Origin of the sequence: Pseudoalteromonas sp. MQS005 (genome assembly GCF_001661605.1) — a bacterium.
Taxonomy (GTDB): domain Bacteria; phylum Pseudomonadota; class Gammaproteobacteria; order Enterobacterales; family Alteromonadaceae; genus Pseudoalteromonas; species Pseudoalteromonas tetraodonis.
In genome coordinates, this window is record NZ_LYRQ01000001.1 from 171,764 (window position 1) to 197,256 (window position 25,493).

Sequence of the window (25,493 nt, forward strand, 5' to 3'; positions counted from 1 at the left end):
ATGAATCAGCATTCTCAGTTAGTTAATATTTGTAGCGCGTTTTTAGTACCGAGCACAATAACCTCAACAGAGTATTTGGTTAACGGTTTAAGCAACGATAACTTTTTGATCCGTACTGACAGCCAAGCTTATTTATTAAAGTGTTATAAATCGTATTGGCCACAAGTAGGGTTACATGCCCAGTATGAGCTCAGTAAACAACAAGTTTGCTCTGCTCCCATCTGGCTTGATAAGCAAAATAAGCGCGCAGCTTTTAACTATATTGATGGCGACGTCGCGCAGTCTTATTTGGCGATGCCGCTACTGACTAAACTTGTTAAGCTTCATGCGTATACAACTAATAATGAGGCAATGAATATAGCTTTGGAATTGCAAGCCTATCAGCATTTATTAGTGTTTAAACAGTATGAAAAGCTCATAAACAAGACATTAAAAAGCATAGCCAACATGCCCGTAGATAGCGGCTTTTGCCATAACGACTTAGTCAAAGAAAATATCGTGGTAAACCCGCAAGGCGTTTATTTAATCGATTTTGAGTATGCTCAAACAAATGATGTGTATTTTGATCTTGCTGCGTTAGCGGTTAGTTTTAAATTAGATGCTTCAGGCAAGCAGGCTCTGCTTAACAATTACAAAACGCACACCCTATCAGAACAATTTTATTTATCTATGCATAAACTCAATTGCTATCAGTTAGTTTACTTACTGTTATGTATAGGTTGGTATGAGCAACGCGCTATAAACAATCAGGTTGTTGTATTGCGCGCGCAACTGGATGAGCTTATTGCTTTAATGGAGGGTTAAAGTCCGCCAAAGCGTTCCGCAAGCTCTTTGTATTTTGCTACTTCATCAGCGTCAAATTGCATTTCGCCGTTATCATCTTCTGATTTAGCGATTAATAGGCTTTCTCGAGCAAGGCGTTTAACGCGCTCTGCTTTTACACCTAAAAATTCAGCAACTTGCTCTGTTGACATTAACTTCATAATTACTTCCTCGTGTTTAATCTTTCCGTTCAGTGACAATAATAGATAATATGTGTCTAAAGCGTTACTGTTTTTTTATAGAATATAAACAAATAGCGCTTTTTTTACCTTTTGTGAAGTGATTAGTTTAAATTATAGACATGTAAACGAATCATGCTGGCATTTATACAAAGATGCCTTTATTATTGCGAATGCTAAAGCATTGATATCGCGAGTTGATGTGGCGGCAACAAATGTGCTCTCGTGGTGAAATGGATATCACGTGGCCCTCCGGAGGCTAAGTTGTAGGTTCGATCCCTACCGAGAGCGCCATTTGCGTTTAAAGTATCATTTCCTGTTTCTTCCTCAAAATACCTACAATTATTTAAATTAGTCCGCTGCCTTACCTTATTTAATTTTCGATAATAAAATATGTAGCAATCTATTTTATACCTTTAGGCGTATATTCATTGCTGAGCTTATGGTTTATTCTTGATGGTGCGTATAATTATTGATGTTAATCATTTATTATTACCCTGAACTCAAAAGCTAGACTTTTATAGCTAAATAATGCTATTTAAAGTATATATTCATTAATTATAGAAACCCTCATTTTTATGCTAATCACCTTACCTATATCAGAACTCGTTCCAGGCATGTACGTAAATAGCGTTACTAAGCAGCAGGAGAGTGTGGATGGCATAAAAATTAAAACCAGTGGTTTGGTTCGTGATAAATCAATCATTCAGCGTTTAATTACCGAAGGGGTGCTTGAGCTTCTCATTGACTTTACAAAAAGTGATGTCGCCGTACCTGCTAAATACAAAGAAAAACAAAAACCACAAGCTCCTGTAGCAAAGCAGGAGAAGCCAGTTAAGGCAAAGGTTGCTATAAGCTTAGAGCAAGAGTTTGCAAAAGCCAGTGTGAGTTATGATGCGCACAACAGAAAACTACAAAGTATTTTTGGTGACTTAACATCAGGTTTGTCACTTAATATTGAAGCGCTCAATGAAATAAGTAATGAAATAGTGAGCTCTGTATTTCGTAATGAACACGCTATGACTATTTTAACTCGGATCAAAGATAAGCACAGTTACAACTGGCGTCATATGATCAACTGCACCATTTTTACAGCGGTGTTTGCTAAATACTTAGGTTATAAACGCGCTGTTGTGCAAGAGCTTGCAATGGGGGCTTTAATGCATGACTTAGGTCAGGCTAAGTTACCGCAAGGGATATTTTCCAAACCAGGAAAAGTCACGGGTAACGAAATGACGGCAATAAAAAAGCATGTCGCACAAAGCTTAGGATTGTTAAAAGGCGGAAAAGGTATTACGCCTTTAATGCTTGATATGATTGTAAATCATCATGAGCGTCTTGATGGTTCAGGCTATCCAAGAGGTGTAGATGGAAGCAAATTAAGCCGCCCAGCTCGGATCATTGCGATTGTAGACGTATACGATGCATTGACAGCAGATAGACCGCATCAAGAGGGTGATGAGCCAATTAATGCGCTTCGCTATTTGTTGGCTAACAAACAGCTGTTTGATGCAGAGTTAGTACAGTTATTTATTAAGTGTTTAGGTGTACACCCAGTAGGGACTATTGTTAAGTTAACCAATGAGCGTTTGGCGTTGGTGCTAGAGGGCAATCATTCAAACCCTATCAAACCTAAAGTGAAGCTTTTTTACAATGCTAAACATAACCACCATGTTACCGCAAAAGATATAGATTTAAGCTTAAATAATAACGAGATAAAAATACAGGCAAGTGTTAAACCTGCTGATTATAAGATTAATTTGCCTCGGCTTTTAAAAGAGCATTTACTGCTTTAGCGTTACATCTTCTTTTTTCGTTTGTTTTAACAGAAATATAGCCACCCAAAAAACAACTTCCCATCAGCGTTAACCACAGTAATGTGCCTAATTCTACATGCAGCGCTAAGCAACAAAAAACCAAAGAAATAATCGCCATGGCAATGGCTGCGAGCCAATATTGATTGACAGGATTGTCACATTTCCCAGCACGCGTACACGCGCAATAATTTGCCTTATAAAAGAAATAAACACTAATGCCGCAAAAAATAAGCCCAGCAAGAATAAGTAAAATGATCACAGTTTTCTCCCTTTGTGATTTTAATTGCAGTGTAAATTGCAAAGTATTTTAAGTCAATGCAAATAAGAATTAATCTCATTAGAGTATATACTCTAATACCACACTTCTTGTCCGATGAGTTTTAAATAGTTGTTAAATTGCCGTTAAAAAACGTGTTTTTTGGCTTTTTTTAACGTTTTAGTAAGGTTTTTTATAAAAAATTAAGGTAGGGTACGCAGGTTTGAAACTCTAATAACAACACACATAGCTATCCAAACAGTAAGTTTGGCTAAGGACACAACAATGAAATTTACTAAAACTCTTATTGCGGCATCGCTGGCATTTGTTTCAGCAGATACCTTTGCAGCGGCTTTTCAGCTTGCTGAGCAAAACGTATCTGGTTTAGGTCGTGCATACGCAGGTGAAGCATCTGTAGCAGACGATGCGTCTGTGGTTGCACGTAACCCAGCATTAATGACGTTGTTTAAAGAGAAGCAACTTAGCGTTGCAGCTATGGCTGTCATTCCTGATGTGAGCCTTAAAGGCACAGGTAATGCTTACGGTTTGGATAACAGCGTACTAGATGACGACAGCATTGCACCAAGCGCGATTATTCCAGCAGGTTATTTCACTATGCCAGTAAACGATAAAGTATCGGTTGGGTTTGGTGCTTTTTCTAACTTTGGCCTTGCTACTGAGTTTAACGATGATTACGCAGCTGGCCAAATTGCCGGTGAAACTGAAATTGTTACTGTAAACATGAACGCAAGTGTTGCTTATAAAGTATCAGAGCAGTTTAGCTTTGGTATTGGTTTGAATGCAATTTATGCAGAAGCGAAGATTATCCGTAAGTTTGGTGTAGTACCTCCTGTAAACCCTGCTATTGCTTCTATTCCTGCAAGTGCTGATGCTGTTCACCTTGAAGGTGATGATATGGGCTACGGCTTAAACATCGGCTTAATGTATCAGCTAGATGAAAATAGCCGCTTTGGTTTTAACTACCGTACAGAAACAGATATTACTTTTGAAGGTGAATACTCGAATGAATTACCTTCATTTATTCCTGGTGGATTAAACGGACAGCTTGAATTACCGGGCTCTGTTGAAATTACATTACCAGCAATTGCTGAGTTCTCAGGCTCTCATCAGTTAGACGAGAAACTAGGCGTTCACTACAGCGTATTATGGACAGGTTGGAGCAGCTTTGACTCATTAGAAGCGCAAGTTACTGCGCCTACAGGCGATAAGTTCAGCGCCTTTGAAAAAACAGAAGACTTTTCTGATGCAATGCGCTACTCAATCGGTGCTGATTACCAATACAGCGAAAACTTAATGCTACGTGCCGGCTTTGCGTTTGATGAGTCGCCAGTGTCACAACAGCATTTATCAATTTCTATTCCTGATACAGACCGCTTCTGGTTCTCGTTCGGTGGTTACTACGCGATTGATCAAAACTCAAATGTTGATTTGGGTGTGAGTGTATTACGTGGTAAAACGCAAAAGTTCACTGAAAAAGTAGAAAGCGAAACGCTACCTCAGCAATGGTCTTTTGAATCAAAAGGTCATGCCGTACTTATTGGTGCTCAGTATAACTACACGTTCTAATTCTGCCTAGAGTCTAGAGTCTAGAGCCTAGACACAAAAAAGCCGCTTACTTCAAATGAAGTAAGCGGCTTTTTTTATACTTATAAATTAACTGTTTACGAATAGCATAAGCCATCCGTAACGGTTTAATTATAAGCTTTCAATCTTAGTTTTTTGCTCAAGTAGCTTAGTTTTAGCATCTGTAAATTCAGCTAGCTTAGCATTTTCTTTAGCCAGTACTGCTTCAGGTGCGTTGTTAACAAACTTTTCGTTAGCGAGTTTGTTTTGCACTTGGGCTAGCCCTTTTTCTGCTTTTTCAAGTTGCTTGTTAATTCGTGCAAGCTCAGCTTCAACGTCAATTAAGCCCGCCATTGGGATCATAATCTCAAGATTGCCAACATAAGAGGTCGCACACGCTGGAGCATCGTCTTTGTTTTCAAGCAGGGTAAACGCTTCAAGCTTAGCAAGTGACGCTAAAAATGATTCATTCTCGTTTATACGGCGCACATCATCGCTTGATGCGTTAGCCAGTAAAACGCTAAGTGGTTTACTTGGGCTGATATCCATTTCACCACGGATATTACGAATTGCTAAAATGAATTGCTTAACCCACTCTAAATCGTCCATTGCTTGTGCATCAACATTGGCTTGGTTATAAACAGGGAAGCCCTGAACCATAATACTGGTACCCGCTGTTTCAAGGCCAGCAAGTGGTGCAACACGTTGCCAAATCGTTTCTGTGATGTAAGGCATCATTGGGTGCATTAAGCGTAATAAGCTTTCAAGTACGGTAATAAGGGTATGACGTGTACCGCGTTGCTGTGCTTCATTGCCTTTAAATAATACCGGCTTCGTCAGCTCTAAGTACCAATCACAGAACTGGTTCCAGGTGAATTCATAAAGCGTGTTCGCCGCTAAATCAAAACGGTAGTTATCAAGATGCTCGGTGTAGGCTTTAACCGTTGCTTCATATTGGCCTAAAATCCAACGATCAGCTAACGAGTACTGTTTTTCACTGTCGTTAAAGCCACAGTCTTGCTCTTCTGTGTTCATTAATACGTAACGGCTTGCGTTCCATAATTTATTACAGAAGTTACGGTAACCTTCAAGACGGTTCATATCCCAGTTGATATCACGACCGGTTGATGCCATGGCAGCTAAAGTAAAGCGTAGTGCGTCGGTACCGTGTGCTTCAATACCGTTTGCAAATACTTTGCGGGTATCTTTTTCAATTTTAGCGGCAAGTTTAGGCTGCATCATATTACCAGTACGCTTTTGTACTAAGTCTTCAAGGCCAATGCCATCAATCATGTCTAGTGGGTCAAGTACGTTACCTTTTGACTTAGACATTTTATCGCCGTTATCGTCACGTATTAAACCAGTTACATAAACTGTTTTGAATGGCACTTGTGATTTACCATTTTCATCTTTTATAAAGTGCAGCGTCATCATGATCATACGTGCAACCCAGAAGAAAATGATATCAAAACCGGTTACCAACACGTCAGATGGGTGGAAAGTTTTTAAGTCATCAGTATTCTCTGGCCAACCTTGAGTTGAGAATGTCCACAGTGCTGATGAGAACCAGGTATCAAGAACGTCTTCGTCTTGGCTTAGTGCTACGCTATCTGCAATATTGTTGTCGCGGCGAACTTCCGCTTCATCACGGCCAACGTATACGTTGCCTTCGCTATCGTACCAAGCTGGAATACGGTGACCCCACCAAAGCTGACGTGAAATACACCAATCTTGTACGTCATTCATCCACGAAAAGTACATGTTTTCGTATTGCTTAGGTACAAATTGAATGTCGCCGTTTTTAACTGCGTCTTTTGCAGGTTCAGCAAGTGGTGCAACACGCACATACCACTGATCAGTTAGTAGTGGTTCGATAACAACACCAGAACGGTCACCGTAAGGAACGGTTAAGCCGTGGTCTTCAATTTTTTCAAGTAGGCCGAGCTCTTCAAATTCAGCAACAATGGCTTTTCGTGCGTCAAAACGGTCAAGGCCATGCAGGCGCTCAGGAATAGGCGCGTCAAATTCAAGTTCTTTACCATCAAAGGTGTAGGTTTCACCTTTTGTTAAAATAGCCGCGTCTTTATCGAAGATATTAATCATCGGCATTTGATGACGTTTACCTACTTCGTTATCGTTAAAGTCGTGCGCAGGGGTGATTTTTACACAGCCTGTACCTTTGTCTTTATCGGCATGTTCATCGGCAACAATTTTAATACGACGATTAACAATCGGTAGTAAAACCTCTTTACCGATTAGGTCTTGATAGCGCTCGTCATCTGGGTTTACTGCAACCCCTGAGTCACCCAGCATGGTTTCTGGGCGCGTGGTTGCAACAACAATGTAGTCTTTACCGTCTTGTGTTTTTACGCCATCAGCAAGTGGATAACGTAAGTTCCACATGTGGCCTTGTTTGTCTTTGTTTTCAACTTCAAGATCAGAAATCGCCGTGTGTAATTTTGGATCCCAGTTTACTAGGCGTTTACCGCGGTAAATTAGGTTTTCTTTATGAAGGCGTACAAACACTTCTTTAACAGCTTCTGATAGGCCATCGTCCATGGTAAAGCGTTCACGGTCCCAATCAACAGAAGCACCAAGGCGACGAAGTTGTTTTGTAATCGTGCCACCAGACTCGTTTTTCCATTCCCAAATTTTATCGATGAATGCATCACGGCCTAAATCGTGGCGTGTTTTACCTTCTTCTGCCGCAAGCTTACGCTCTACTAGCATTTGTGTGGCAATACCTGCGTGGTCAGTACCTACTTGCCACAACGTATTGTTACCTTGCATACGTTTAAAGCGCGTTAAGGTATCCATGATAGTATCTTGGAAAGCGTGGCCCATGTGTAAGCTACCCGTGACATTTGGCGGCGGGATCATAATTGAATATGGGGTGCCTTGGCCAGATGGCTTAAAGTAGCCTTTTTGTTCCCAGTCTTGATAGAGAGACTGTTCAATATCTTGCGGATTGTAGGTTTTATCCATTACACAGAACCTTAAATAAGTACTTAAATGAGTTAGTTAGCTTTGTACGCAGTGAGCGTTAGCGATTAATATCTTGCGTGGTGATATTGGCACCGAGTTGGCGTAGTTTTTTAAAGCGCTCACGAGCGGCTTGTTTGGCTACGGGCTCTACGGGTACAAAATCAAAAACTTGGTTAAACCGACGAATAAAATCCGGTAAGTGATTGGCCAAGTTAATTAATACTTTACGATTACCAACGGGTGGTGTTGTGCCTATTTCTACAGGTGCGCCGCCTTTTGGGCCTTCGCCTTGTAAATTGTGAGGTACAAAACTGTCGGCATCAAATGTCCAAATAGTTTCGTCAATGCTGTTGGCGGTTTCTTCGCTATCTACAAAAATAAATACGCGTTGACCAAGCCGATACTGTTGCCCAGCTATTTGAGCTGCTAAAGCAAAGTGATCATCGGCTTTAGCTAATGACTCATCTTGTTGCTTTAAAATGAAAAACTGGGCATTCATGTTCATTGTATCGGGATTTCCCATGACATTGATTGTGCTGTTATTAAATACACACAAATTAAGAAGGGGATTTTGCCATATAACGGGGTTTGCTTCAATTAATACCCAATAAATAAGGCGCTTTAAAAGCGCCTTATTTTATACTCTACATTGAGCTGTGAAGCCCTGTGTTAGTTTGTTAGTCGTGAGTTGCTTCGCTAATATCAGCTCGGTTCAATAAATACTGAGTCAGCATAGGAACAGGACGACCTGTTGCGCCTTTTTTAGCGCCGCTGCGCCATGCAGTACCGGCAATATCTAAATGAGCCCAGTTATACTTTTTAGTAAATTTAGATAAGAAACAGGCCGCGGTAATAGTACCTGCAGCGCGCCCACCTAAATTAGTAAAGTCGGCAAACGGGCTTTCAAGTTGATCTTGATAATCATCCCATAATGGCAGTTGCCATGCACGATCGCCACTTTGCTCAGACGCTTTTAATAAATCATGCGCCAGTGGATTATGATTAGCTAATAAACCCGTAGCATGGGCACCTAAAGCGACAATACACGCACCGGTTAAGGTTGCAACATCAATCACGGTTTCAGGCTCAAAACGTTCAACATAGGTCAGCGCATCACATAATACTAAACGGCCTTCGGCATCGGTGTTAAGTACTTCTACCGTTTGCCCAGACATAGTTGTTAGTATGTCTCCTGGGCGATAGGCGTTTGAGCTTGGCATGTTTTCACAGCCGGCTAAAACACCAATTACGTTTATAGGTAGCTGCATTTGTGCAAGTGAGCGCATAGCGCCAATAACACCAGCTGCGCCCCCCATGTCGTATTTCATTTCATCCATGCCTTCGCCTGGTTTTAATGAAATACCGCCTGAGTCAAAGGTTAAGCCTTTACCAACGAGAACGATAGGCGCTTGGTCATCGCCTGCGCCTTTGTAGTTAATTACTGACATAACTGATTCGTTATCGCTGCCACGACCTACTGCTAGGTATGAGTTCATTCCTAGTTCGGCCATTTTATCTTCGCCAATTAGCTCAACAGTGATGTTATCAAAATTAGCTTCCAGTTCTTTGGCTTGCTCGCCAAGGTACGCTGGATTACAAATATTAGGCGGCATATTAGCAACGTCTTTACACAGCTTACTACCTGCTGCAATCGCTAAACCATGCTCAATGGCACTTTCGCCTATAGTCAGTTCGCGGCGCGTAGGCACATTAAACACCATTTTACGTAGTGGGCGGCGAGGGTCTACTTTTTTACTTTTCAGCTGATTAAAGGTGTAAAGGCAATCTTGTGTTGTTTCAACAGCTTGACGTACTTTCCAATAGGTATCACGCCCTTTAACATGTTGTTCAGTTAAAAAGCACACGGCCTCCATTGAACCCGTTTCGTTTAGCGTGTTGATAGTTTTAGAAATAATTTGCTTATATTGTTTATCGTCAAGTTCGCGTTCTTTACCGCAGCCAACAAGTAAAATACGTTCGCTTAAAATATTGGGCACATGATGCAATAGTAGTACTTGTCCTGGCTTACCTTCTAAGTCGCCACGGCGTAATAAATTAGAGATATAACCATCGCTAATTTTATCAAGTTGTTCACCAATGGGGGATAACCTGCGTGGTTCATATACACCCACAACAATACACGCACTGCGTTGTTTTTCTGGGCTACCACTTTTTACGTTGAATTCCATTGTCACTCCTGATTTTGAGTCATCTATAGAAGCTAAATTGGGACTAAAAATGTGTTTTCTAGTCTTTTTACCTAAATTTTTAGGTCTAGCGCTAATATTAGTAGATTTTACTCGACTCTTACTGTGTATTTGAACTTTATATGCTTAAGGGTAACTAATGCAACATTATATCGTGATGTTAGGTAGGATAATTAATATTGATGGCTTATAATATGTGCTTAATACTCATTTAAAATGAGTGAATTAACTAGTTCACTCATCGTTTTTTATTATTATATTGAAATTCCATGTTTAACAGGGGCGAATGTTGCTAATTTTCCGTTATTTGACCACTGAGGTTTTAAAATCGCAGGTCGCCGTATTTTTAACTTTAATGACCATATTTTTGTCGCAAAAGTTTGTTGTTATTCTTGGTGATGCCTCAGAGGGGAGTATCCCAGCAAAACTCGTGTTCGCAATGATTGCGCTTAAGTTGCCACAGTTAGCATCATTAATTTTACCCCTGAGTTTATTTTTAGGAATTATTTTAGCTTACAGCCGTATTTACGCTGACAGTGAAATGACAGTACTTAAAGCTTGTGGCGTGAGTGAGTGGTATGTGGTGCGCATTACGCTTATTTCTAGTGTCATCTTAGCGTTACTCGCCGCGGTACTTACCTTGTATGTTGCACCTTGGGCTAGCGAGCAAGAATATCAATTAAAAGAGCAAGCAAAGGCGGATGCTGGATTATCGGCGCTTAGAGCTGGGCGTTTTCAACAAACCGGTAACGAAAAAGCCGTGGTATTTATTCATAATATTGAAAATGGCGGCAAAGAACTTAATAAAGTATTTGTTGCGCAGTTGCCAGATAGTGAAAAAGGCGATTTAGCGCGTTTAGTATACGCTGAGCAAGGCGTTGTAATTGAAGCACAAAATGGTGAGCAGCAGTTAGTACTTACTGATGGTAAACGCTACGAAACTGATGGCGAAGCGCCTTCGCTTAACTTAACTGAGTTTGATGGTTACAGCGTACAAATTCGCGAACAAGAAATAGAGCATCAACGTCGTAAATTAGAAGCTGTGCCAACCCGTGAACTTATGTCAATTAATACTCCCGAAGCAATTGCACAGTGGCAGTGGCGTTTAGCGATCCCACTTTCCATTCCGTTATTAACTTTGCTGGCCGTGCCTTTGAGTGTAGTAAACCCTCGCCAAGGTAAATTTGCAAAATTGGTACCCGCTATCAGCTTGTATTTAGGCTATTTTATTTTACTTAATGCGGCCAAATTTGCAGTAGAGGATGGCAAAATTCCGCCATCAATTGGACTGTGGTGGATTCATTTAAGTGCATTATTTATTGGTAGCTTATTAATTATTAGAGGTCGTCCATTGGGTGCTTGGCTTAAAGCTGTCGTCACTAAGCGGGAGCAAAACCTATGATGAAAACACTTGATTGGTACTTAGGTCGTAGCATTTTGCAAACCACAGGGTTTGCGTTAATGGTGCTCGTGGGTATTAGTACATTAATAAAGTTTATTGAGCAGCTTAAATCTGTAGGGCGCGGGAGCTACGATATAATGACTGCCATGCTGTACACTATTTACAGTATTCCAGATGATTTAGTGGTGTTTTTTCCTATGGCTGCACTTATTGGTGGCTTAACTGGATTAGGAGCGCTTGCCTCAAATAGTGAGTTGGTAGTAATGCAAGCGGCGGGGATGTCGCGTTTACAAATTATTGGCTCAGTAATGAAAACAGCTATTTTTATGGCATTGTGCGTAATGGCTTTAGGCGAGTGGGGCGCTCCTGCTGCACAGCTGCACGCTAAGGAAATGCGTAATCAAGCGATTCATGGTGGTGATGTGTTTAATGCGCAAAAAGGAGTATGGGCTAAAGATGGTAATAACTTCATTAACATTGAAGATGTTGACCAAAATGGCATGCTGCGCGGCGTTAATATGTATCATTTTGATAAATCTTTATCACTAACACAAATCACCAAAGCAAAAGAAGCCGTAGGGCGAGATAGTGGTTGGCTATTGCGCGATGTAAATAAAGTGATGATCAGTGAAGAGTTAATTACCACTGAACAAGTTTCTGAAGAGTTTTATCCGTCGCAGCTTACCGCCGAAAAGCTAGGCGTGGTATCGGTAAAACCAGAATCACTGTCGTTTTCCGGGCTATGGTCATATTTAGCTTACTTACAACAAAATGAGCAAGACACCAGCACCTATGATTTAGCGCTCTGGCGTAAATTAATGCAGCCCGTGTCTATTGCCGTAATGTTGTTGGTTGCTTTATCGTTTATATTTGGTCCACTACGCACTGTAACTATGGGCGCCCGCATAATTATGGGGGTGGTAACCGGTATTGTGTTTCACCTAACCAATGAGATATTTGGGCCTGTGGTAATGGTGTATCAAATTCCTGCAATTATAGGCGCCGTTTTGCCGAGTATCTTATTTACTGGGTTTGCAGCTTATTTAATGAATAAGCGGGTATAACTAAATTTAAAGCTTAAATAAAAAACGCGGCCTTTATAAAAAGCGCCGCGTTTTTTTATTCTTTAACTTGAGGTTATACCAATTCGCTTAATTAAGTATTATTGCGGATTGGTATCAATCAAGCTCGCGATAAACGCGTTTATTTTCTTCTTTGGTGAGCGTAACCACTTCGGTTTTTGATAAGTAATCTTGTAGTGCTTTTTTATTTTTAAAATCCACTAATACCACTAAATTACCTAAACCCAGCAATGCGCTGATACTGCGGATAATGGCTTGTGGCCAGCTAATTAAGTTTCCCTGATGGGTTTGTACTTTTAATCGCCACGCACGCATACCGATTGTTTGCCCGCTTTTAGTCCAAAAATAACCAAAAAACACCAAACCAACCAGAACTAACAGTGAGCTGCGAATCCCTGAAAGTAACAGTGAGTCCTGAATACGTGCTGAGACATCTTCAGCGCCATTAAGAGCAATAACATCAAGGGAAATAAGCCCTTGAATAGCAAATAAATACAATACCACCGTTAGCATCGCAAAAGCGATAATAGCTAATGTATCGTACACCAATGACGCAAAACGGCGCCAAAACCCTGCCCGTGGAAACTCAGCCAACATAAATATACTCTCACTGTTAATGTGCGCGATAGTTTAGCAAATAAGTCGTCAAATACTACCTATTACGCTACGTGCTTAACTCGATATTGGCTCAAATGTTAATGGGTGCCTAAATGTTAAGCGGTTGATCATGCTTAATACATAAAACGCTTGCCGCTTTGCTTATTGTTTGTATAATGCTAAGCAATGAGATGGAAGAGGGTACATAATTTTTCACTCTAAAGTGGTTTTTCTTTATCTTCTCGTGTTTAGAAGGTTAAAGAAAAATGATGCCAGCGTGATGAAATTGGTATACATGGGGGATTCAAAATCCCCTGCCGCAAGGCGTGCCGGTTCAAGTCCGGCCGCTGGTACCACTTTTTATAGCCCCTGCTAGATTTAGCAGGGGTTTTTTTATGCCTCAAATTTGAGTGGCTGAACTTGAGCGGCACGTGAGGTGCCGCTGTTATAAGTAAAAGTCCGGCTGCTGGGTGAGAGTGAACCGAAACGTAGTTTCGCAGTGACTCGAAGTGAGTTCATGGATGAACGATGGATGCAGCTTCAGGGATGAATTATTTATTCAGCTATATACGTTATAGCCCCGACCAAATTGGTTGGGGTTTTTTTATGCCTTAAATTTGAGTGGCTGGACTTGAGCGGCACGTGAGGTGCCGCTGTTATAAGTAAAAGTCCGGCCGCTGGTACCACTTTTTATAGCCCTTGCTAGATTTAGCAGGGGTTTTTTTATGCCTCAAATTTGAGTTGCCTAAAGCCGCCAGAAATGAGAACACTTATTCCTTATGCTGTTCTTTGCTTCCATTAAGAATGTAATTAACCTAAGCTCAACTATAAAGTTTATTAAGAAGTGCCATTGTTAATGTTTGCAAGTTACCGTAGTCCAAACAGTTTATCTAAAAAAATGATGCGCGTTATTTTCTCTATCTACTTGTTTGTAACCTGCCTCATAACAAGCATGCAGTTTTTAACTGAATACTTAAAAACACAAAACTCAATCTCCTATGAATTAAAACAGTTGCAAGAAACTGTTCAGGGTCCTGTTTCGACGAGTTTGTGGCAATATGACCAAACACAGTTAGGTGTACTCGTTGATGGGCTTATTAAAATGCCGGTTATTGAGGGAGTTGATGTTTTTGACAAACATGGCAAAAGCATGATTTCTAAACGTTCTTACACTCAAGCCTCACTTCCTCTCTCAATTTTTGAAACTAAATCTGAGTTGTATTGGACGCTTAATGGTAAACGGATTTTTCTTGGCACTTTGGTGCTCTATTCATCGTCTGAGGTGGTTTTAGATCGTGTTTTATTTGGTTTTTTCTTAATTGCTATTACTGCAATGATAAAATTATCAATTTTGTTTGGGTTATTTATTTGGGCTTTCGATCGTTACCTAGCCAGGCCTTTAAAAGAATTGATGCAACAAGTTAATGAGGTCCAATCAAGTAAAAATACACGTAAACGGATCAATCTTTCACATATTGAAAACAACGAGCTCAGCCAGCTCCAAGATCATATGAATACGATGCTCTTTAGTATGGAAAGGGATCGGGAGCGATTACTCGAGGATGAAAAATCTAAGCGAGATTGGCTGGAAGAGGCCGTTACAAAACGTACAAAAGATCTACAAGTATTAAATGAAAAACTTAAAACGCTTGCAACAAGAGACTCTCTAACGGGTACTTTAAATCGGGGGAGCTTTTTTGATACAGCAAATCATTTGCTAGAACTTTCTCAGCGACAGAAATTACCCGCATCTTTTATTTTAATTGACTTAGATTACTTTAAAAACATTAACGATACGTATGGACATTTTGTTGGTGATAAGGTGCTTATTCATTTTACCGACACAGCTCAGAGCATGATAAGAGAGTCTGACCTTATTGGTAGAGTGGGTGGAGAGGAGTTTGCACTATTTCTTCCAAATACAGGGCTTGATAACGCGTTCAAACTCGCTAATAAAATAAGAAAGGCTGTGGTTGATTCAACCTTAGAAGTTGATGGTGAGACTGTAATCTATACTGTAAGCCAAGGCGTTGCCTCATCCGAGCTAAAAGACTGCTCAGTTATTGAGTTATTCAAAGTCGCTGACTTGAAGCTTTACTGCGCTAAAGATAAAGGGCGTGATCGTGTTGAAAAATAGAATGTTTAAAGATAAAAAAAAGATCTCTCAAGTGCTGCTTATATCCTTATTGTTAGCATTGGGTATAGGTAACTTTAGTCATGCCAATACATTAAAAGTTTGCTACGACCAATGGCCTCCTATGACCATATTTCCGTCAGAGGGTTTTCCTGCCCGCGGCTTTGTGATTGATATGCTAGAGCAAATATATACATCAAAAGGCTATCAATTAGAATATTACGAAGTGCCTTTGGCAAGGGGACTCGATATGGTTGCGGATGGTCTTTGCGATATGTTGCCAGAATATTTATTTTCGCAAGACACCGAAGTGAGTTTCGAGTACGCCACAGAGGCAACATTTGCATATCCAACTGCTTTTGTTGTTAGGCAAGATGAATCCTGGCGCTATGATGGGATTCAATCTATACAAGGAAAGCGTGTTGCAACAGGGCCTGGGTGGGATTACAGCTCGGTAAGTGTTGATTATCAAAATTATATTGATGATCCAAATAATTCTGATTTAGTGGAAGTAATCGCGGGCTCTAGCGATGTGGTAGAACGGATTTTTCAGATGATTAAAGCGGGAAGAATCGATCTATATGCAGATAATATGCTGGTTTTACAGTACATGTTGAATCGATTTGATTGGAACAATGGATTAAAAATAGTGCGTCCAGGCTTAGAAAATAAATTGGTTGAAATACCTATTTTTTCAAATAAAATGCCCGCAGAAAGAAGGCAAACGCTAATAAATATATGGAACAGTGGCCGTTTATCTATCAAGGGAGATAAACAAAAAATGCTTCTTAAAAAGTATAATGTGGCTTTATAAGTGCTTTAAAATGCCCCAATAGCACGCGCTAAGAAAGTGAGATATTTAATTTGATTATGATCTTATACTTTTTTTCCCCGTAAATTAATTAGTATTAAATTACTTTGTACTGAGTTTTTTACTCGGATATTATATACCTCAACCTCTTGTTGCGAATAAAACATCATGACTCAATTGACCGCAAAACAGAATATTCAAGCCATTGTTAAAGCGATTAAGGCTGAAGAAGCGCTGCTTCGTCAAAAACATCCATTGTTAATGCATCAAAACACCTTGGGAATGGCTATCTTATTGCTCTCGCTAAGTGCGTTAATTGGGGTGGGTACTTTGTATTACTTTGCCATTATCCCTGCTTGGCTTTGTATTATATTAGCCGCTATAGCCACCTCTATTTCGCACGAGCTTGAGCACGATCTTATTCATAAGCAGTACTTTCGCAACCAGCCTTTTTTACACAATTTTATGATGTTTACTGTGTGGTTGATGCGCCCTAATACGATTAGCCCGTGGTATCGTCGCAAGATGCATTTGCATCACCACAAAACGTCGGGCACTGAGCAAGACCTAGAAGAACGTTTGGTAGGTAATGGTATTAAAAACCCGTTTTTACGTGCATTGGTGATTGTTGATGGATTGCTTGGTTTATTAATTAACGCAAAACGTTTTAGTAAAGAAATTAAAGGATTTAGCTTTTTTAAAGTGTTTAACGCAGGTTTTCCAATTACTACTGCTTATTTTGCTATTTTATACAGTGTGATAGCGTTTCATTTAATTAATTTATTTACCCCGATTGCGGCTGACTCACCGGCATTATTGCTCGATGTAATGAATGTGTTCGAGTTTTTAATGGTGGTGCTGATAGTGCCTAACATTGTACGTTCGAGCTCACTTAATTTTGTTACCTCCAGTATGCATTATTACGGCGGTGTTAATAATATGCTTGAGCAAACTCACGTAATTACTAGCCGTTTGTTTATGCCGTTTAATTTGTTTTGTTTTAACTTTGGGCATACTCATACTATTCATCATTTTGTGCCGAATCAGCCGTTTTATTTACGTCAAATGATTAGCAAAAAAATTCTTGAAGTGATGCGCCAGCACGGTGTGCGTTTTAATGATTTTGCTAGTATAAAAAAAGCTAATTTGTATCAATCATAAAGCTCGTTTTTACTCAATCTTCGAGGTTGCTGCTTTATTAACCTTGCCTAGCCTAAGGCTAGGCAATACCCCTAGTAAAGTCAGATAAAGCTTATAAAACTTCCCTTTAATACCAACTTAATCTATTACTCAGACCTTTTTAAATTTAGTCCTTAATTGATGCCACTTAGCGCTTTGTTATGTAATTGAATAATAAGTTTAATTTTTTGATTTTAATTGATTGTTTTTAAAGTTATGGCTTGCCTTATACTCAATTTTTCACCCTTATGTTTTTATGTTATGAATAAAAAAGCACGTTAATCGAATTGAAATATTTCTGTAATATTTAGGTGTTCTAATGCGCTCTGAAAAAAAAACGTCATCAAAATGCCATAATCGGTAAGACAAAACTGAGATTTAAACATGAGTGAATCAAAGCGCAATACGCTATTAATAAAAACGCTTAACTGGGCTGCTATCGCCTTTTTAGTTTATTTAGTCCTTGTAGCCGTTGGCACTGTCAGTGGTGGTTTTAAATTAGCGTCGGGCGGTACTGAGGGAGCGAAAGAGATTTTTGCATTCGCAACCAACCCGTTTATCGCATTATTATTAGGTGCTTTAGCAACCGCTTTAGTGCAATCATCATCAACGGTTACCTCAGTTATAGTGGGGCTAGTTGCTGGCGGTTTACCGTTAAGTATTGCTATTCCAATGGTGATGGGTGCAAATATTGGTACTACTATTACTAACACCTTAGTGTCTATTGGCCATATTCGCTCTAAAGAAGAGTTCCAACGTGCATTTGCGGCATCAACTGTTCATGATTTCTTTAATTTATTTGCCGTTATTATATTTTTACCGCTAGAAATAATGTTTGGTTTGCTGCAAAAAATGTCTGCTGCTTTATCGCTCTTATTTATTGGTGATGCCGACTTATCATTAAAGAGCTACAACTTTATTAAACCACTCGTAAAACCAGCTGTTGGCGTAATAAAAGATGCATTTAGTTTTTTAGATACAAAAATGCTAGGTGCAGCGATGGTTATTGCAGGTATTTGTTTGATTTTATTTGCCGTAACTACATTAGGTAAATTACTCAAAAAAGCGCTGGTTGGCACTGCAAAAGATATACTGCATGGAGCCATTGGGCGCGGGCCTATCGCGGGTATCACATCAGGTGCGGCAGTAACAATTATGGTTCAGTCATCATCAACGACAACCAGTTTGATGATCCCACTTGCTGGAAGTGGTGTGTTTACTACGCGTCAAATTTACCCATTCACACTGGGAGCTAACATTGGTACAACCATTACTGCTTTATTAGCGGCCACATCAATTACAGGGCCTATGGCTGAGGTTGCGCTAACAATTGCATTGGTACACGTTATGTTTAATGTATTTGCAGTTGCACTTATTTACGGCGTTCCTGTGCTGCGTGAAATACCGCTTAAACTTGCTGAAAAGCTAGCCGAAATTGGTACAAATAATAAATCAGCAGCATTAGGCTATATACTAGGATCGTTCTTTGTGGTGCCTGGTTTAATTGTACTGGCCGTTCGATAAGCAGAAATAAACGTATAAAAGGAATGCGCTATATAATTTATATAGCGCATTTTTTGTTTTACCACTGGTAACTTACAGACAACATGGCATTACGTGGTTTACCTGGGAAGTAACGATCCCCAGTAAAGCTGGTGTAATCGGCGCGCTCAGCGTAGGCAGTGTTAGTTAAGTTTATAATTCGGGCACTCAGTAATAGCTGTGGACTAATTTGCCACTGGCCGCGCAAGCTTAAAATATCGTGGCCTTGATATTCATGTAAGTTTTCAGGGTCGGTAAAGTAGCGGCTAACATAGTGCCATTGCAGCGCAAGGCTAATACTCTCGTTGGCTTGCCAGTTAAAATCGATATTAGCAACCTTTCGAGGTGCGGTATCAATATCGTTACCTTTAATGTTAATGCTGCCAATAACTTGCTCATTCGAGTACGTATGCTTGGCATAGGTGCCTGCAAAATTAACAGATAAGTGCTGATTAAAGCTATGCGCTAATTCAAGCTCAATACCGCGATGCCGAGTTTGGCCGTCATTAACAGTAAAAAAGTCACTGTCGCGGTAGATGGTATTGTGCTTGCTCATCGCATACATCGATAAGCCATAGCGAGTATTGTTGTACACCCCTTTAATACCCATCTCAGCATTATTAGCTATTTCTGCGTCTAAGTCGGCAGTACTTTGCTCGCGTTGTAATTGATAGAGCTCAGCCGCTTGGGGGGCTCGATAGCCTCTTGAAAAGTTAGCGTATAGTGTATTGTTAATATTAAGCTGATAGCTCACACCGAGTTTTGGCGAAAGATTATTAAAGCTATTTTTAGTGCTTTCGGGGCGACTATAACGACAGCCACCAAAACCACATTCGCTGCCATCCTCTTTTGTACGCCCTGCAAGCATATTATTTTGATAGTCATATTGCATGTGCTCATAACGCAGTCCTGCGGTTATAAGCCAATTATTTAGTTGCCAATCAATAGCGGCAAATGGAGCATATAAGGTGGCGTCAACCTGGTAATCGTAATGTTTACCTTGCGGCACTGTGGCTACTAAAAACGCAGAGCCTTGGGTGGGGTTATCTTGGGTTTGTAAAAAATCGGCTTGGGTAAACTCACCATCAAAGCCAAGCTTTAAGTTCGTATTGTCGTTCACATAATGTTGATAAAGCGATTGTAGGCCAAACCCCGTTTGACTGTTTTTTTCGAGCGGAGTACCGGGTAAAAAGTGTTTGAAAAAGTCCATGCTTTGGTCACGAATATAAGGAGTAACAACAAGCGTGTTTTCTCCTAATTGCCAGCTTGCTTTACTCCAAGCCCTGAGCGTTCGGGCTTTTCTAAAGGCGTCAGGATCAAAATTTTGCTGTGCAATATCTTCATCTCTATAGCTTTGAAAGCCACTAATATATCCTGCGGTTTGTTGGTCTAAGTCGGTATAGGTCAACCCCGATATTAAACTTAAGTTGTTGTTAGCGTATCGATGTCGCACATTTATTTTTTGTTGTTTAATGCTTTCATCATCTCGGTAACCGCCATCATCGGTAAAGCTGGCATTAATACCGAACCCTGAATTATCCATAGCATGGCCTGCACGCAATTTATAGCGAGCATAACCGTAAGAGCCATAATCAACACCCAGCAAACCACCACCTTGGGTCGTGTCTGGTGTAATGACGTTAATTACGCCATGCACTGCATTTGAGCCATACAGTGCAGAGCCTGGGCCTTTTAATACTTCAATACGCTTTGCCATCTCACTATGTGCTTCAAACAGCTCATTAATATTACAAAACCCAGCTGCACGAAGTGCAATACCATCTTCAGCAGTTAAAATCCCTCCACAAGCCCCCGTACCAGAAAGCACCTGCGAGCGCAGGGCGGGTAAATACTCTTGACCATTACCACGTTGTACATTGGCACCTGCAACGCGTTGCAGTGCTTCTTCTACATGGGTAGGGGCAATAAGCTCAAGCTGTGATTCGCTTAAGACACTGATCACCAAAGGTAATGGGGTGGAAAGCGCTTCACTACGTGATGCTGTGGTGGTGATACGTTCAATTGATTGCGCGGTATCTTCAGCACACGCACTATTAATTAAACTTAACTGACTGCATAACAATAAAGGGGGTAAATAGTAATATTTCATAAATTCCAGCACATCGGCAATTTGATAAGTTTAGGGTAGGGGATTTTGTGAATTGGTTAAAGCACACTCAACCTATAAACCCGATAAGTAATCGATAAAACAATACAAAAAATACCCGGAAAAACTAAAGTGAGCACTGAGTAATGTTTAAATAGCAATACGCCTACCACTCCACCGGTTAAAAAACCGGCAATAATTAATACAAAGACCAAGCATTTTCTATTGTCAAAAGCTTCTCCTTTTAGGGCTTTACCAAACATCAAACCCAAATCGGTAAAAATACCGGTTAAATGAGTGGTACGCACTACAGCACCGCTGTAGTTAGTGGCTAAAGCATTTTGTAAGCCGCAGGCGGCAGAGGCGAGTGTAAGTGAGTAAGGATACGAATGTTGAAGTAGCTGTGCGCTTACCAGTAGTAAAATACCCTCAATAAATAAGAGCGTATCGTAATGGCGGCCTAGCTTAAGTGAACCGCCTGAAAGCATTAAGCCTGTTAATGCCGAGCCAAATATAAAACTCAGTACAATCGCAATTAAAAATAACGCTGCATTGATGTTGGTAGTAAGTTCAATAGCTAATGAGGTAATCGACCCCGAAACATGAGAAATTGCTTGCTGTTCAAATCCTAATAAGCCTACAGCGTTTACCATACCGGCAATAAAAGCGAGGGTAAATGCACCATATTCAACCCACTTAGGTAGTTTTGTAAACATCCTTTAAGCCCCAGTTTCAGTATGTAGGTTTATCATACACTTAATTAAAGTTAATAAATAAAAAGAGGTTATATTTTTAACATCACAACCAAGTGATGATCGCTAAATTTAACTTTTGCGTATTAACCCAATTTGGAATAAATATGTTTAACCAAGAACAGCAATCACGGATTATAGAAATGGCATGGGAAGATAGAACACCGTTTGAAGCCATTGAAAATCTTTATGGGCTAAATTACTCTCAATTAGTTAATTTTATGCGTGACCACATATCTAGTGGCTCATTTAAAGTGTGGCGTAAGCGCCATGCCGGGCGTAAAACTAAACACCTAAAGTTGCGCGACCCCGCGATTATGCGCAGTCATTGTAAAACACAGTACAAACAGCGCTAACTTTAGGGTTTCATGTGTTGTTCAGGCTTAAGCGTTAATAATCTTCAGTAATAACCACACTGGAGAACAGCCATGAAAACACTAATAAGTATTTTATTAATGGTTTTTACGCTAACGGCAACAAACGCATTTGCAGTGCCTCACAAAGACAAACATGAAAATAAGCATGCTAATAAACACCACTGGAAAAAGCATAAATATAACCAATACCATGACAAAAAACGAATCTCTAAAAAACAAGCAAGGCATTTAATTCGCCAAGGGTGGACTCCACCAGGATGGCACACCCGTTATCATCAAGGCGATATCCTCGAGCGTGATATTTATAAGCGTGCTAGAGTAATAGACCGAGAACGAGGCACGGTGCGAATAGAAGTTGATCGCACTATTATTCATCTAGTGCACGACACTCGTGAAATACTCTCTATTTTACAGCGCTATTAGGATTTATAAATGCTCACTGTATTGGTCATAGTTACTGGCTTGTTGTTATTAATAACCTTATTACCCCTGTCATACAGTCAGCATTACTTGATACGTAGTTGCGACTTTGTGCGCTTGCAGGTGTGCTACCTAGCAAGCGCTGTAATTATCGTTGCACTAATAGGTATGTGGCAAATCGACTTTATTGCATACTCATTAATAGCGGCTGTTGCTTTAATTATTTGTGCGCTTCAAGCTAAGTGGATTTATCCCTACACTTGGTTTGCTAAAAAAGAAGTATTAACAGCGCCAAAAAGTAGTGATCATAGCATCAGAATCTTATCCGCTAATGTACTGATGTCGAATCGACATAGTGAGCAGTTAATCAACTTAGTCGATAAATATCAGCCCGATTTACTTATCACCTTAGAAAGCGATAGTTGGTGGCAAGATAAATTGTCCGTGCTTAAAAAAAACTACCCTTATCAAGTACAGTGCCCAAAAGATAACCGCTACGGCATGCATGTCTTTAGTAAATTTAACATACTCGATGCACAAATTTGTGAACTCATAGAAGATAATATTCCCTCTATTCATATTTTGTTTGAAAATCATCAAGGGCTAAAAATGCAAGGCCACTTTATTCATCCTGCCCCACCGAGCCCAACAGAAAAAGATTCATCGCGTCCGCGCGATAGCGAACTAATAATGGTGGCTAAAGCGCTTAAAAATCCAAGCCGCCCGACGATAGTCGCCGGCGATTTAAATGATGTAGCTTGGTCACGCAGCACCCGTTTATTTATGCAAATCAGTGGCTTTTTAGACCCCCGTAAAGGCCGTGGTTTTTTTAACACTTTTCATGCTGGTTACTTTTTTATGCGCTGGCCGCTCGATCACTTATTTCACTCTACAGGTTTTACTGTAAAGCGTATCAAACGTCTTGCTAAATATGGCTCCGATCACTTTGCTCTGCTTACCGAACTTGTTTATGAAGATGCTAATCAGCAATCCCTAGAAACAAAACCAAGTGAGCAAAAGCAGCAAGATATACAAGAGCTTGCTATGAGCAAAGCCGATAAACGTAAAGTGCCTAGGTTTGAAAAAGGCTAGATGAAGTACAGATGTTAGGTTAAAGGCTTTAGGCGAAAGGCAAAATTAATACATTAGGGTCGTGCTTTTAAATTTGCGGGATTTTATATAGCGAGCTACTTAGTTGAGTGTTAATTAACAAAGAGATTCATTATGTTTAATGAAATTATCGACTTTTGGTTTGCAGAGCTTGAGCCTAAGCAGTGGTGGCAAAAAGATGAGGCGTTTGATTTGATGATTCAGGCTCGTTTTGGCCAATTACACCAGCAAGCGAGTGCGAGTGAGTTATTTCAATGGCGTGAGAGTGCATTAGGCAGCCTAGCTGAAATTATCGTGCTTGATCAGTTCTCGCGAAATATTTATCGTGACAAGCCAGCATCATTCGCCTGTGATTCAATGGCTTTAGCGTTAGCACAATCGGCCATTACAAAAGGGTTTGATAAGAAGTTGACGGATGAGCAGCGAGTATTTTTGTATATGCCTTTTATGCACAGCGAATCGCAGTTAATTCATAAGGAAGCAGTCCGGCTATTTAAGGCGTTAGGTATTCAAAATAACTTAGACTTTGAGTATCAACATAAAGCGATTATCGATAAATTTAATCGTTACCCGCATCGTAATAAAATACTGGGGCGGGAGTCTACAGAAGAAGAACGCGAGTTTTTAAAACAGCCCAATTCAGGTTTTTAGATTCATCAGGCAAAAAAACACCGCGTTTATTACAAGCGCGGTGTTTAGTTTTATTAACCAGATACCTGATATTAGCTATTAATCATGATGTTTTTAACATTCACAAACTCGCGAATACCAAAGCCGCCATGTTCTCTGCCATAGCCACTGTCTTTAACACCGCCAAATGGTAGGTTCGGTTGTGCCAGTCCGTAACCGTTTATGTTGATCATACCGGTATCAAAATGCTTTTTAGCCAGCTCAATGGCTTTTTTCTCATCTTTTGAAAAGATACCGCCGCCTAGTCCATAACGGGAGTCGTTGGCAATACGCATAGCGTCATCATTATCTTTGGCTTTAATCAAAGATGCCACAGGGCCAAATAATTCGTCATCGTATGCAGGCATCCCTGGTGATAAATTTTCTAACACGGTAGGTGGGTAGTAATAGCCTGTTTGCTGCGGAATTTCGCCGCCTACAATTACTTTTGCGCCTGCATTTACCGAGTCTTGCACTTGCTGATGAATTTTGTCGCGTAAATCTTCGCGTGCCATAGGACCCAGTTCCGTATCTTTATCCATAGGGTCGCCCATTTTAATTGCTTTAAATTGCTGGCTCAGCGCTTCTTTAAAGTCATTGTATAATGAGTCAACTACCACAAAGCGCTTGGCAGCCACACAGGTTTGCCCATTGTTAATAATACGGCCTTGTAAACAGGTTTTAACTGCTAGTGCAAGGTCGGCATCATCAAGTACAACATAAGCATCGTTACTGCCAAGCTCCAATACCGTTTTTTTAACGTGCTTACCGGCCTGCTCAGCTACTTTTTTACCTGTGCCATCACTTCCTGTGAAGGTAACGCCACTAATGTGTTTATGAGAGATAAGTGCGCTGGCTGTTTTTCCGTCAATTAGTAAGTTACTAAAGCAATGCTCAGGGAACCCAGCTTGTTTAAATAAGGTATCTATTTTTTCTGCCATACCAAATACATTGCCCGCGTGTTTTAATACCGTGGTATTACCCGCCATAATATTTGCGGCACTGTATCTAATAACTTGATAAAGTGGGAAGTTCCATGGCTGAATACCTAGCAACACGCCAGTGGGGCGATAACTTATAATTGCACGACCGCCTTGCATATCGCGTTCTTCGTCGCTCAGCATATCGGCGCCATGTTCTGCGGTATAACGGCAAATGTCAGCACAAAGCTGCACTTCTTGAAAGCCTTGTTCGTACACTTTACCCATTTCTTCGGTCATCAGTTTAGCAAGCGCTTCTTTTTGCTCTTCAAATAAAGAGGCTAGCTTATTCAGGTATTTAGCGCGCTCAGTAAACGAGGTTAATCGCCATGTTAAGTATGTTTCATGAGACTTTTCGATCACTTGTTCTGCTTGAGCTTGAGAAAGCAGCGTATAGCTATTGATGACTTGCTCGGTTGCGGGATTGATCGTATCTACTGTGTTACTCATTTTACCTCCTAACAAATTATGTAATAGGGTA

Annotated in this window: 22 protein-coding genes and 2 tRNA genes; 15 read left to right on the forward strand and 9 right to left on the reverse strand. The window is 40.3% G+C overall.

Annotation, left to right across the window (positions count from 1 at the left end; translation table 11 throughout):
* Complete coding sequence (locus A9479_RS00875; RefSeq protein ID WP_028834365.1) at positions 1 to 804, forward strand: phosphotransferase family protein; 804 nt, start codon at positions 1 to 3, stop codon at positions 802 to 804.
* Here the strand turns inward: A9479_RS00875 and A9479_RS00880 are convergent.
* Positions 801 to 983: a hypothetical protein gene (locus tag A9479_RS00880; protein ID WP_008110377.1), complete on the reverse strand. Its 183-nt coding sequence runs from the start codon at positions 981 to 983 to the stop codon at positions 801 to 803. The genes A9479_RS00875 and A9479_RS00880 overlap by 4 nt on opposite strands.
* 237 nt (positions 984 to 1,220) lie before the next feature.
* Here A9479_RS00880 and A9479_RS00885 point away from each other — a divergent pair.
* Positions 1,221 to 1,295: transfer RNA gene (locus A9479_RS00885), tRNA-Arg, on the forward strand.
* 284 nt (positions 1,296 to 1,579) lie between these two features.
* A complete protein-coding gene (locus A9479_RS00890) occupies positions 1,580 to 2,797 on the forward strand; it encodes an HD domain-containing phosphohydrolase (protein WP_016900134.1) in 1,218 nt (405 codons plus the stop codon).
* Here A9479_RS00890 and A9479_RS19580 read toward each other — a convergent pair.
* The gene (locus tag A9479_RS19580) at positions 2,757 to 3,077 is read right to left on the reverse strand and encodes a hypothetical protein (RefSeq protein ID WP_081745107.1); all 321 of its coding nucleotides are present in this window, start codon (positions 3,075 to 3,077) and stop codon (positions 2,757 to 2,759) included. The two genes, A9479_RS00890 and A9479_RS19580, sit on opposite strands and share 41 nt — an antisense overlap.
* A 282-nt stretch (positions 3,078 to 3,359) precedes the next feature.
* Here A9479_RS19580 and A9479_RS00895 point away from each other — a divergent pair, with 282 nt between their 5' ends.
* Complete coding sequence (locus A9479_RS00895; protein WP_064662462.1) at positions 3,360 to 4,661, forward strand: outer membrane protein transport protein; 1,302 nt, start codon at positions 3,360 to 3,362, stop codon at positions 4,659 to 4,661.
* A 129-nt stretch (positions 4,662 to 4,790) separates the two neighbouring features.
* Here the strand turns inward: A9479_RS00895 and A9479_RS00900 are convergent, their stop codons facing one another.
* The 3 genes from A9479_RS00900 to pepA form a co-directional block, all read right to left on the reverse strand.
* A complete protein-coding gene (locus tag A9479_RS00900) occupies positions 4,791 to 7,643 on the reverse strand; it encodes a valine--tRNA ligase (protein WP_064662463.1) in 2,853 nt (950 codons plus the stop codon).
* A 58-nt stretch (positions 7,644 to 7,701) separates the two neighbouring features.
* Positions 7,702 to 8,148: a DNA polymerase III subunit chi gene (locus A9479_RS00905; protein WP_013464165.1), complete on the reverse strand. Its 447-nt coding sequence runs from the start codon at positions 8,146 to 8,148 to the stop codon at positions 7,702 to 7,704.
* A gap of 172 nt (positions 8,149 to 8,320) precedes the next feature.
* Positions 8,321 to 9,832, reverse strand: coding sequence for a leucyl aminopeptidase (gene pepA / locus A9479_RS00910; RefSeq protein ID WP_064662464.1), 1,512 nt, complete (start codon positions 9,830 to 9,832; stop codon positions 8,321 to 8,323).
* 307 nt (positions 9,833 to 10,139) lie between these two features.
* Here pepA and lptF point away from each other — a divergent pair, with 307 nt between their 5' ends.
* Together lptF and lptG are read left to right on the forward strand one after the other, a co-directional pair.
* Complete coding sequence (gene lptF / locus A9479_RS00915; RefSeq protein ID WP_029609988.1) at positions 10,140 to 11,252, forward strand: LPS export ABC transporter permease LptF; 1,113 nt, start codon at positions 10,140 to 10,142, stop codon at positions 11,250 to 11,252.
* On the forward strand, positions 11,249 to 12,316 hold the full coding sequence (gene lptG / locus A9479_RS00920) for an LPS export ABC transporter permease LptG (RefSeq protein WP_016900139.1): 1,068 nt from the start codon (positions 11,249 to 11,251) through the stop codon (positions 12,314 to 12,316). The genes lptF and lptG overlap by 4 nt, the downstream gene beginning before the upstream one ends.
* A gap of 114 nt (positions 12,317 to 12,430) precedes the next feature.
* On the opposite strand, the gene A9479_RS00925 is transcribed toward lptG, so the two are convergent.
* Positions 12,431 to 12,931 carry an RDD family protein gene (locus A9479_RS00925; RefSeq protein ID WP_064662465.1) on the reverse strand — a complete coding sequence of 167 codons (501 nt, stop codon included), beginning with the start codon at positions 12,929 to 12,931 and terminating at the stop codon, positions 12,431 to 12,433.
* Between the two features lie 271 nt (positions 12,932 to 13,202).
* Between A9479_RS00925 and A9479_RS00930 the strand changes: the two genes are divergently transcribed.
* The 5 genes from A9479_RS00930 to A9479_RS00950 all read left to right on the forward strand — a co-directional run bounded on the left by A9479_RS00930 (position 13,203) and on the right by A9479_RS00950 (position 18,579).
* A tRNA-Leu gene (locus tag A9479_RS00930) sits at positions 13,203 to 13,287 on the forward strand.
* A gap of 500 nt (positions 13,288 to 13,787) precedes the next feature.
* Positions 13,788 to 15,068 (forward strand): GGDEF domain-containing protein, encoded by a 1,281-nt coding sequence (locus A9479_RS00935; RefSeq protein ID WP_064662466.1) that lies wholly within the window; start codon positions 13,788 to 13,790, stop codon positions 15,066 to 15,068.
* Between the two features lies 1 nt (position 15,069).
* Positions 15,070 to 15,879 carry an ABC transporter substrate-binding protein gene (locus A9479_RS00940; protein ID WP_064662467.1) on the forward strand — a complete coding sequence of 270 codons (810 nt, stop codon included), beginning with the start codon at positions 15,070 to 15,072 and terminating at the stop codon, positions 15,877 to 15,879.
* Positions 15,880 to 16,044: 165 nt separating this feature from the next.
* Positions 16,045 to 17,037, forward strand: coding sequence for a fatty acid desaturase (locus A9479_RS00945; RefSeq protein WP_064662468.1), 993 nt, complete (start codon positions 16,045 to 16,047; stop codon positions 17,035 to 17,037).
* A gap of 402 nt (positions 17,038 to 17,439) precedes the next feature.
* The gene (locus A9479_RS00950) at positions 17,440 to 18,579 is read left to right on the forward strand and encodes a Na/Pi symporter (RefSeq protein WP_064662469.1); all 1,140 of its coding nucleotides are present in this window, start codon (positions 17,440 to 17,442) and stop codon (positions 18,577 to 18,579) included.
* Positions 18,580 to 18,637: 58 nt separating this feature from the next.
* On the opposite strand, the gene A9479_RS00955 is transcribed toward A9479_RS00950, so the two are convergent.
* Together A9479_RS00955 and A9479_RS00960 are read right to left on the reverse strand one after the other, a co-directional pair.
* Positions 18,638 to 20,707: a TonB-dependent receptor gene (locus A9479_RS00955; RefSeq protein WP_064662470.1), complete on the reverse strand. Its 2,070-nt coding sequence runs from the start codon at positions 20,705 to 20,707 to the stop codon at positions 18,638 to 18,640.
* A 56-nt stretch (positions 20,708 to 20,763) separates the two neighbouring features.
* A complete protein-coding gene (locus A9479_RS00960) occupies positions 20,764 to 21,420 on the reverse strand; it encodes a YoaK family protein (protein ID WP_064662471.1) in 657 nt (218 codons plus the stop codon).
* Positions 21,421 to 21,563: 143 nt separating this feature from the next.
* Between A9479_RS00960 and A9479_RS00965 the strand changes: the two genes are divergently transcribed.
* The 4 genes from A9479_RS00965 (at position 21,564) to A9479_RS00980 (ending at position 24,014) form a co-directional block, all read left to right on the forward strand.
* The gene (locus tag A9479_RS00965; RefSeq protein ID WP_013464176.1) at positions 21,564 to 21,812 is read left to right on the forward strand and encodes a TIGR03643 family protein; all 249 of its coding nucleotides are present in this window, start codon (positions 21,564 to 21,566) and stop codon (positions 21,810 to 21,812) included.
* A 72-nt stretch (positions 21,813 to 21,884) separates the two neighbouring features.
* A complete protein-coding gene (locus tag A9479_RS00970) occupies positions 21,885 to 22,256 on the forward strand; it encodes a hypothetical protein (RefSeq protein ID WP_064662472.1) in 372 nt (123 codons plus the stop codon).
* A gap of 9 nt (positions 22,257 to 22,265) precedes the next feature.
* The gene (locus A9479_RS00975) at positions 22,266 to 23,345 is read left to right on the forward strand and encodes an endonuclease/exonuclease/phosphatase family protein (protein WP_064662473.1); all 1,080 of its coding nucleotides are present in this window, start codon (positions 22,266 to 22,268) and stop codon (positions 23,343 to 23,345) included.
* Between the two features lie 132 nt (positions 23,346 to 23,477).
* On the forward strand, positions 23,478 to 24,014 hold the full coding sequence (locus tag A9479_RS00980) for a DUF924 family protein (protein ID WP_028834354.1): 537 nt from the start codon (positions 23,478 to 23,480) through the stop codon (positions 24,012 to 24,014).
* 71 nt (positions 24,015 to 24,085) lie between these two features.
* On the opposite strand, the gene A9479_RS00985 is transcribed toward A9479_RS00980, so the two are convergent.
* On the reverse strand, positions 24,086 to 25,462 hold the full coding sequence (locus A9479_RS00985; protein ID WP_064662474.1) for an NAD-dependent succinate-semialdehyde dehydrogenase: 1,377 nt from the start codon (positions 25,460 to 25,462) through the stop codon (positions 24,086 to 24,088).
* Positions 25,463 to 25,493: the final 31 nt, after the last annotated feature.

Excerpts from the sequence above, each read along its gene's own strand:
- A9479_RS00875 (WP_028834365.1), top strand. The coding sequence starts at position 1 with ATGAATCAGCATTCTCAGTTAGTTAATATTTGTAGCGCGTTTTTAGTA.
- pepA (WP_064662464.1), bottom strand. The coding sequence starts at position 9,832 with ATGGAATTCAACGTAAAAAGTGGTAGCCCAGAAAAACAACGCAGTGCG.
- A9479_RS00965 (WP_013464176.1), top strand. The coding sequence starts at position 21,564 with ATGTTTAACCAAGAACAGCAATCACGGATTATAGAAATGGCATGGGAA.
- A9479_RS00975 (WP_064662473.1), top strand. The coding sequence starts at position 22,266 with ATGCTCACTGTATTGGTCATAGTTACTGGCTTGTTGTTATTAATAACC.
- A9479_RS00955 (WP_064662470.1), bottom strand. The coding sequence starts at position 20,707 with ATGAAATATTACTATTTACCCCCTTTATTGTTATGCAGTCAGTTAAGT.
- A9479_RS00880 (WP_008110377.1), bottom strand. The coding sequence starts at position 983 with ATGAAGTTAATGTCAACAGAGCAAGTTGCTGAATTTTTAGGTGTAAAA.
- A9479_RS00935 (WP_064662466.1), top strand. The coding sequence starts at position 13,788 with ATGTTTGCAAGTTACCGTAGTCCAAACAGTTTATCTAAAAAAATGATG.
- A9479_RS00985 (WP_064662474.1), bottom strand. The coding sequence starts at position 25,462 with ATGAGTAACACAGTAGATACGATCAATCCCGCAACCGAGCAAGTCATC.
- A9479_RS00895 (WP_064662462.1), top strand. The coding sequence starts at position 3,360 with ATGAAATTTACTAAAACTCTTATTGCGGCATCGCTGGCATTTGTTTCA.
- A9479_RS00890 (WP_016900134.1), top strand. The coding sequence starts at position 1,580 with ATGCTAATCACCTTACCTATATCAGAACTCGTTCCAGGCATGTACGTA.
- A9479_RS00905 (WP_013464165.1), bottom strand. The coding sequence starts at position 8,148 with ATGAACATGAATGCCCAGTTTTTCATTTTAAAGCAACAAGATGAGTCA.
- A9479_RS00925 (WP_064662465.1), bottom strand. The coding sequence starts at position 12,931 with ATGTTGGCTGAGTTTCCACGGGCAGGGTTTTGGCGCCGTTTTGCGTCA.
- A9479_RS00970 (WP_064662472.1), top strand. The coding sequence starts at position 21,885 with ATGAAAACACTAATAAGTATTTTATTAATGGTTTTTACGCTAACGGCA.
- A9479_RS00950 (WP_064662469.1), top strand. The coding sequence starts at position 17,440 with ATGAGTGAATCAAAGCGCAATACGCTATTAATAAAAACGCTTAACTGG.
- A9479_RS00900 (WP_064662463.1), bottom strand. The coding sequence starts at position 7,643 with ATGGATAAAACCTACAATCCGCAAGATATTGAACAGTCTCTCTATCAA.
- A9479_RS00945 (WP_064662468.1), top strand. The coding sequence starts at position 16,045 with ATGACTCAATTGACCGCAAAACAGAATATTCAAGCCATTGTTAAAGCG.
- A9479_RS00940 (WP_064662467.1), top strand. The coding sequence starts at position 15,070 with ATGTTTAAAGATAAAAAAAAGATCTCTCAAGTGCTGCTTATATCCTTA.
- lptG (WP_016900139.1), top strand. The coding sequence starts at position 11,249 with ATGATGAAAACACTTGATTGGTACTTAGGTCGTAGCATTTTGCAAACC.
- A9479_RS00960 (WP_064662471.1), bottom strand. The coding sequence starts at position 21,420 with ATGTTTACAAAACTACCTAAGTGGGTTGAATATGGTGCATTTACCCTC.
- A9479_RS00980 (WP_028834354.1), top strand. The coding sequence starts at position 23,478 with ATGTTTAATGAAATTATCGACTTTTGGTTTGCAGAGCTTGAGCCTAAG.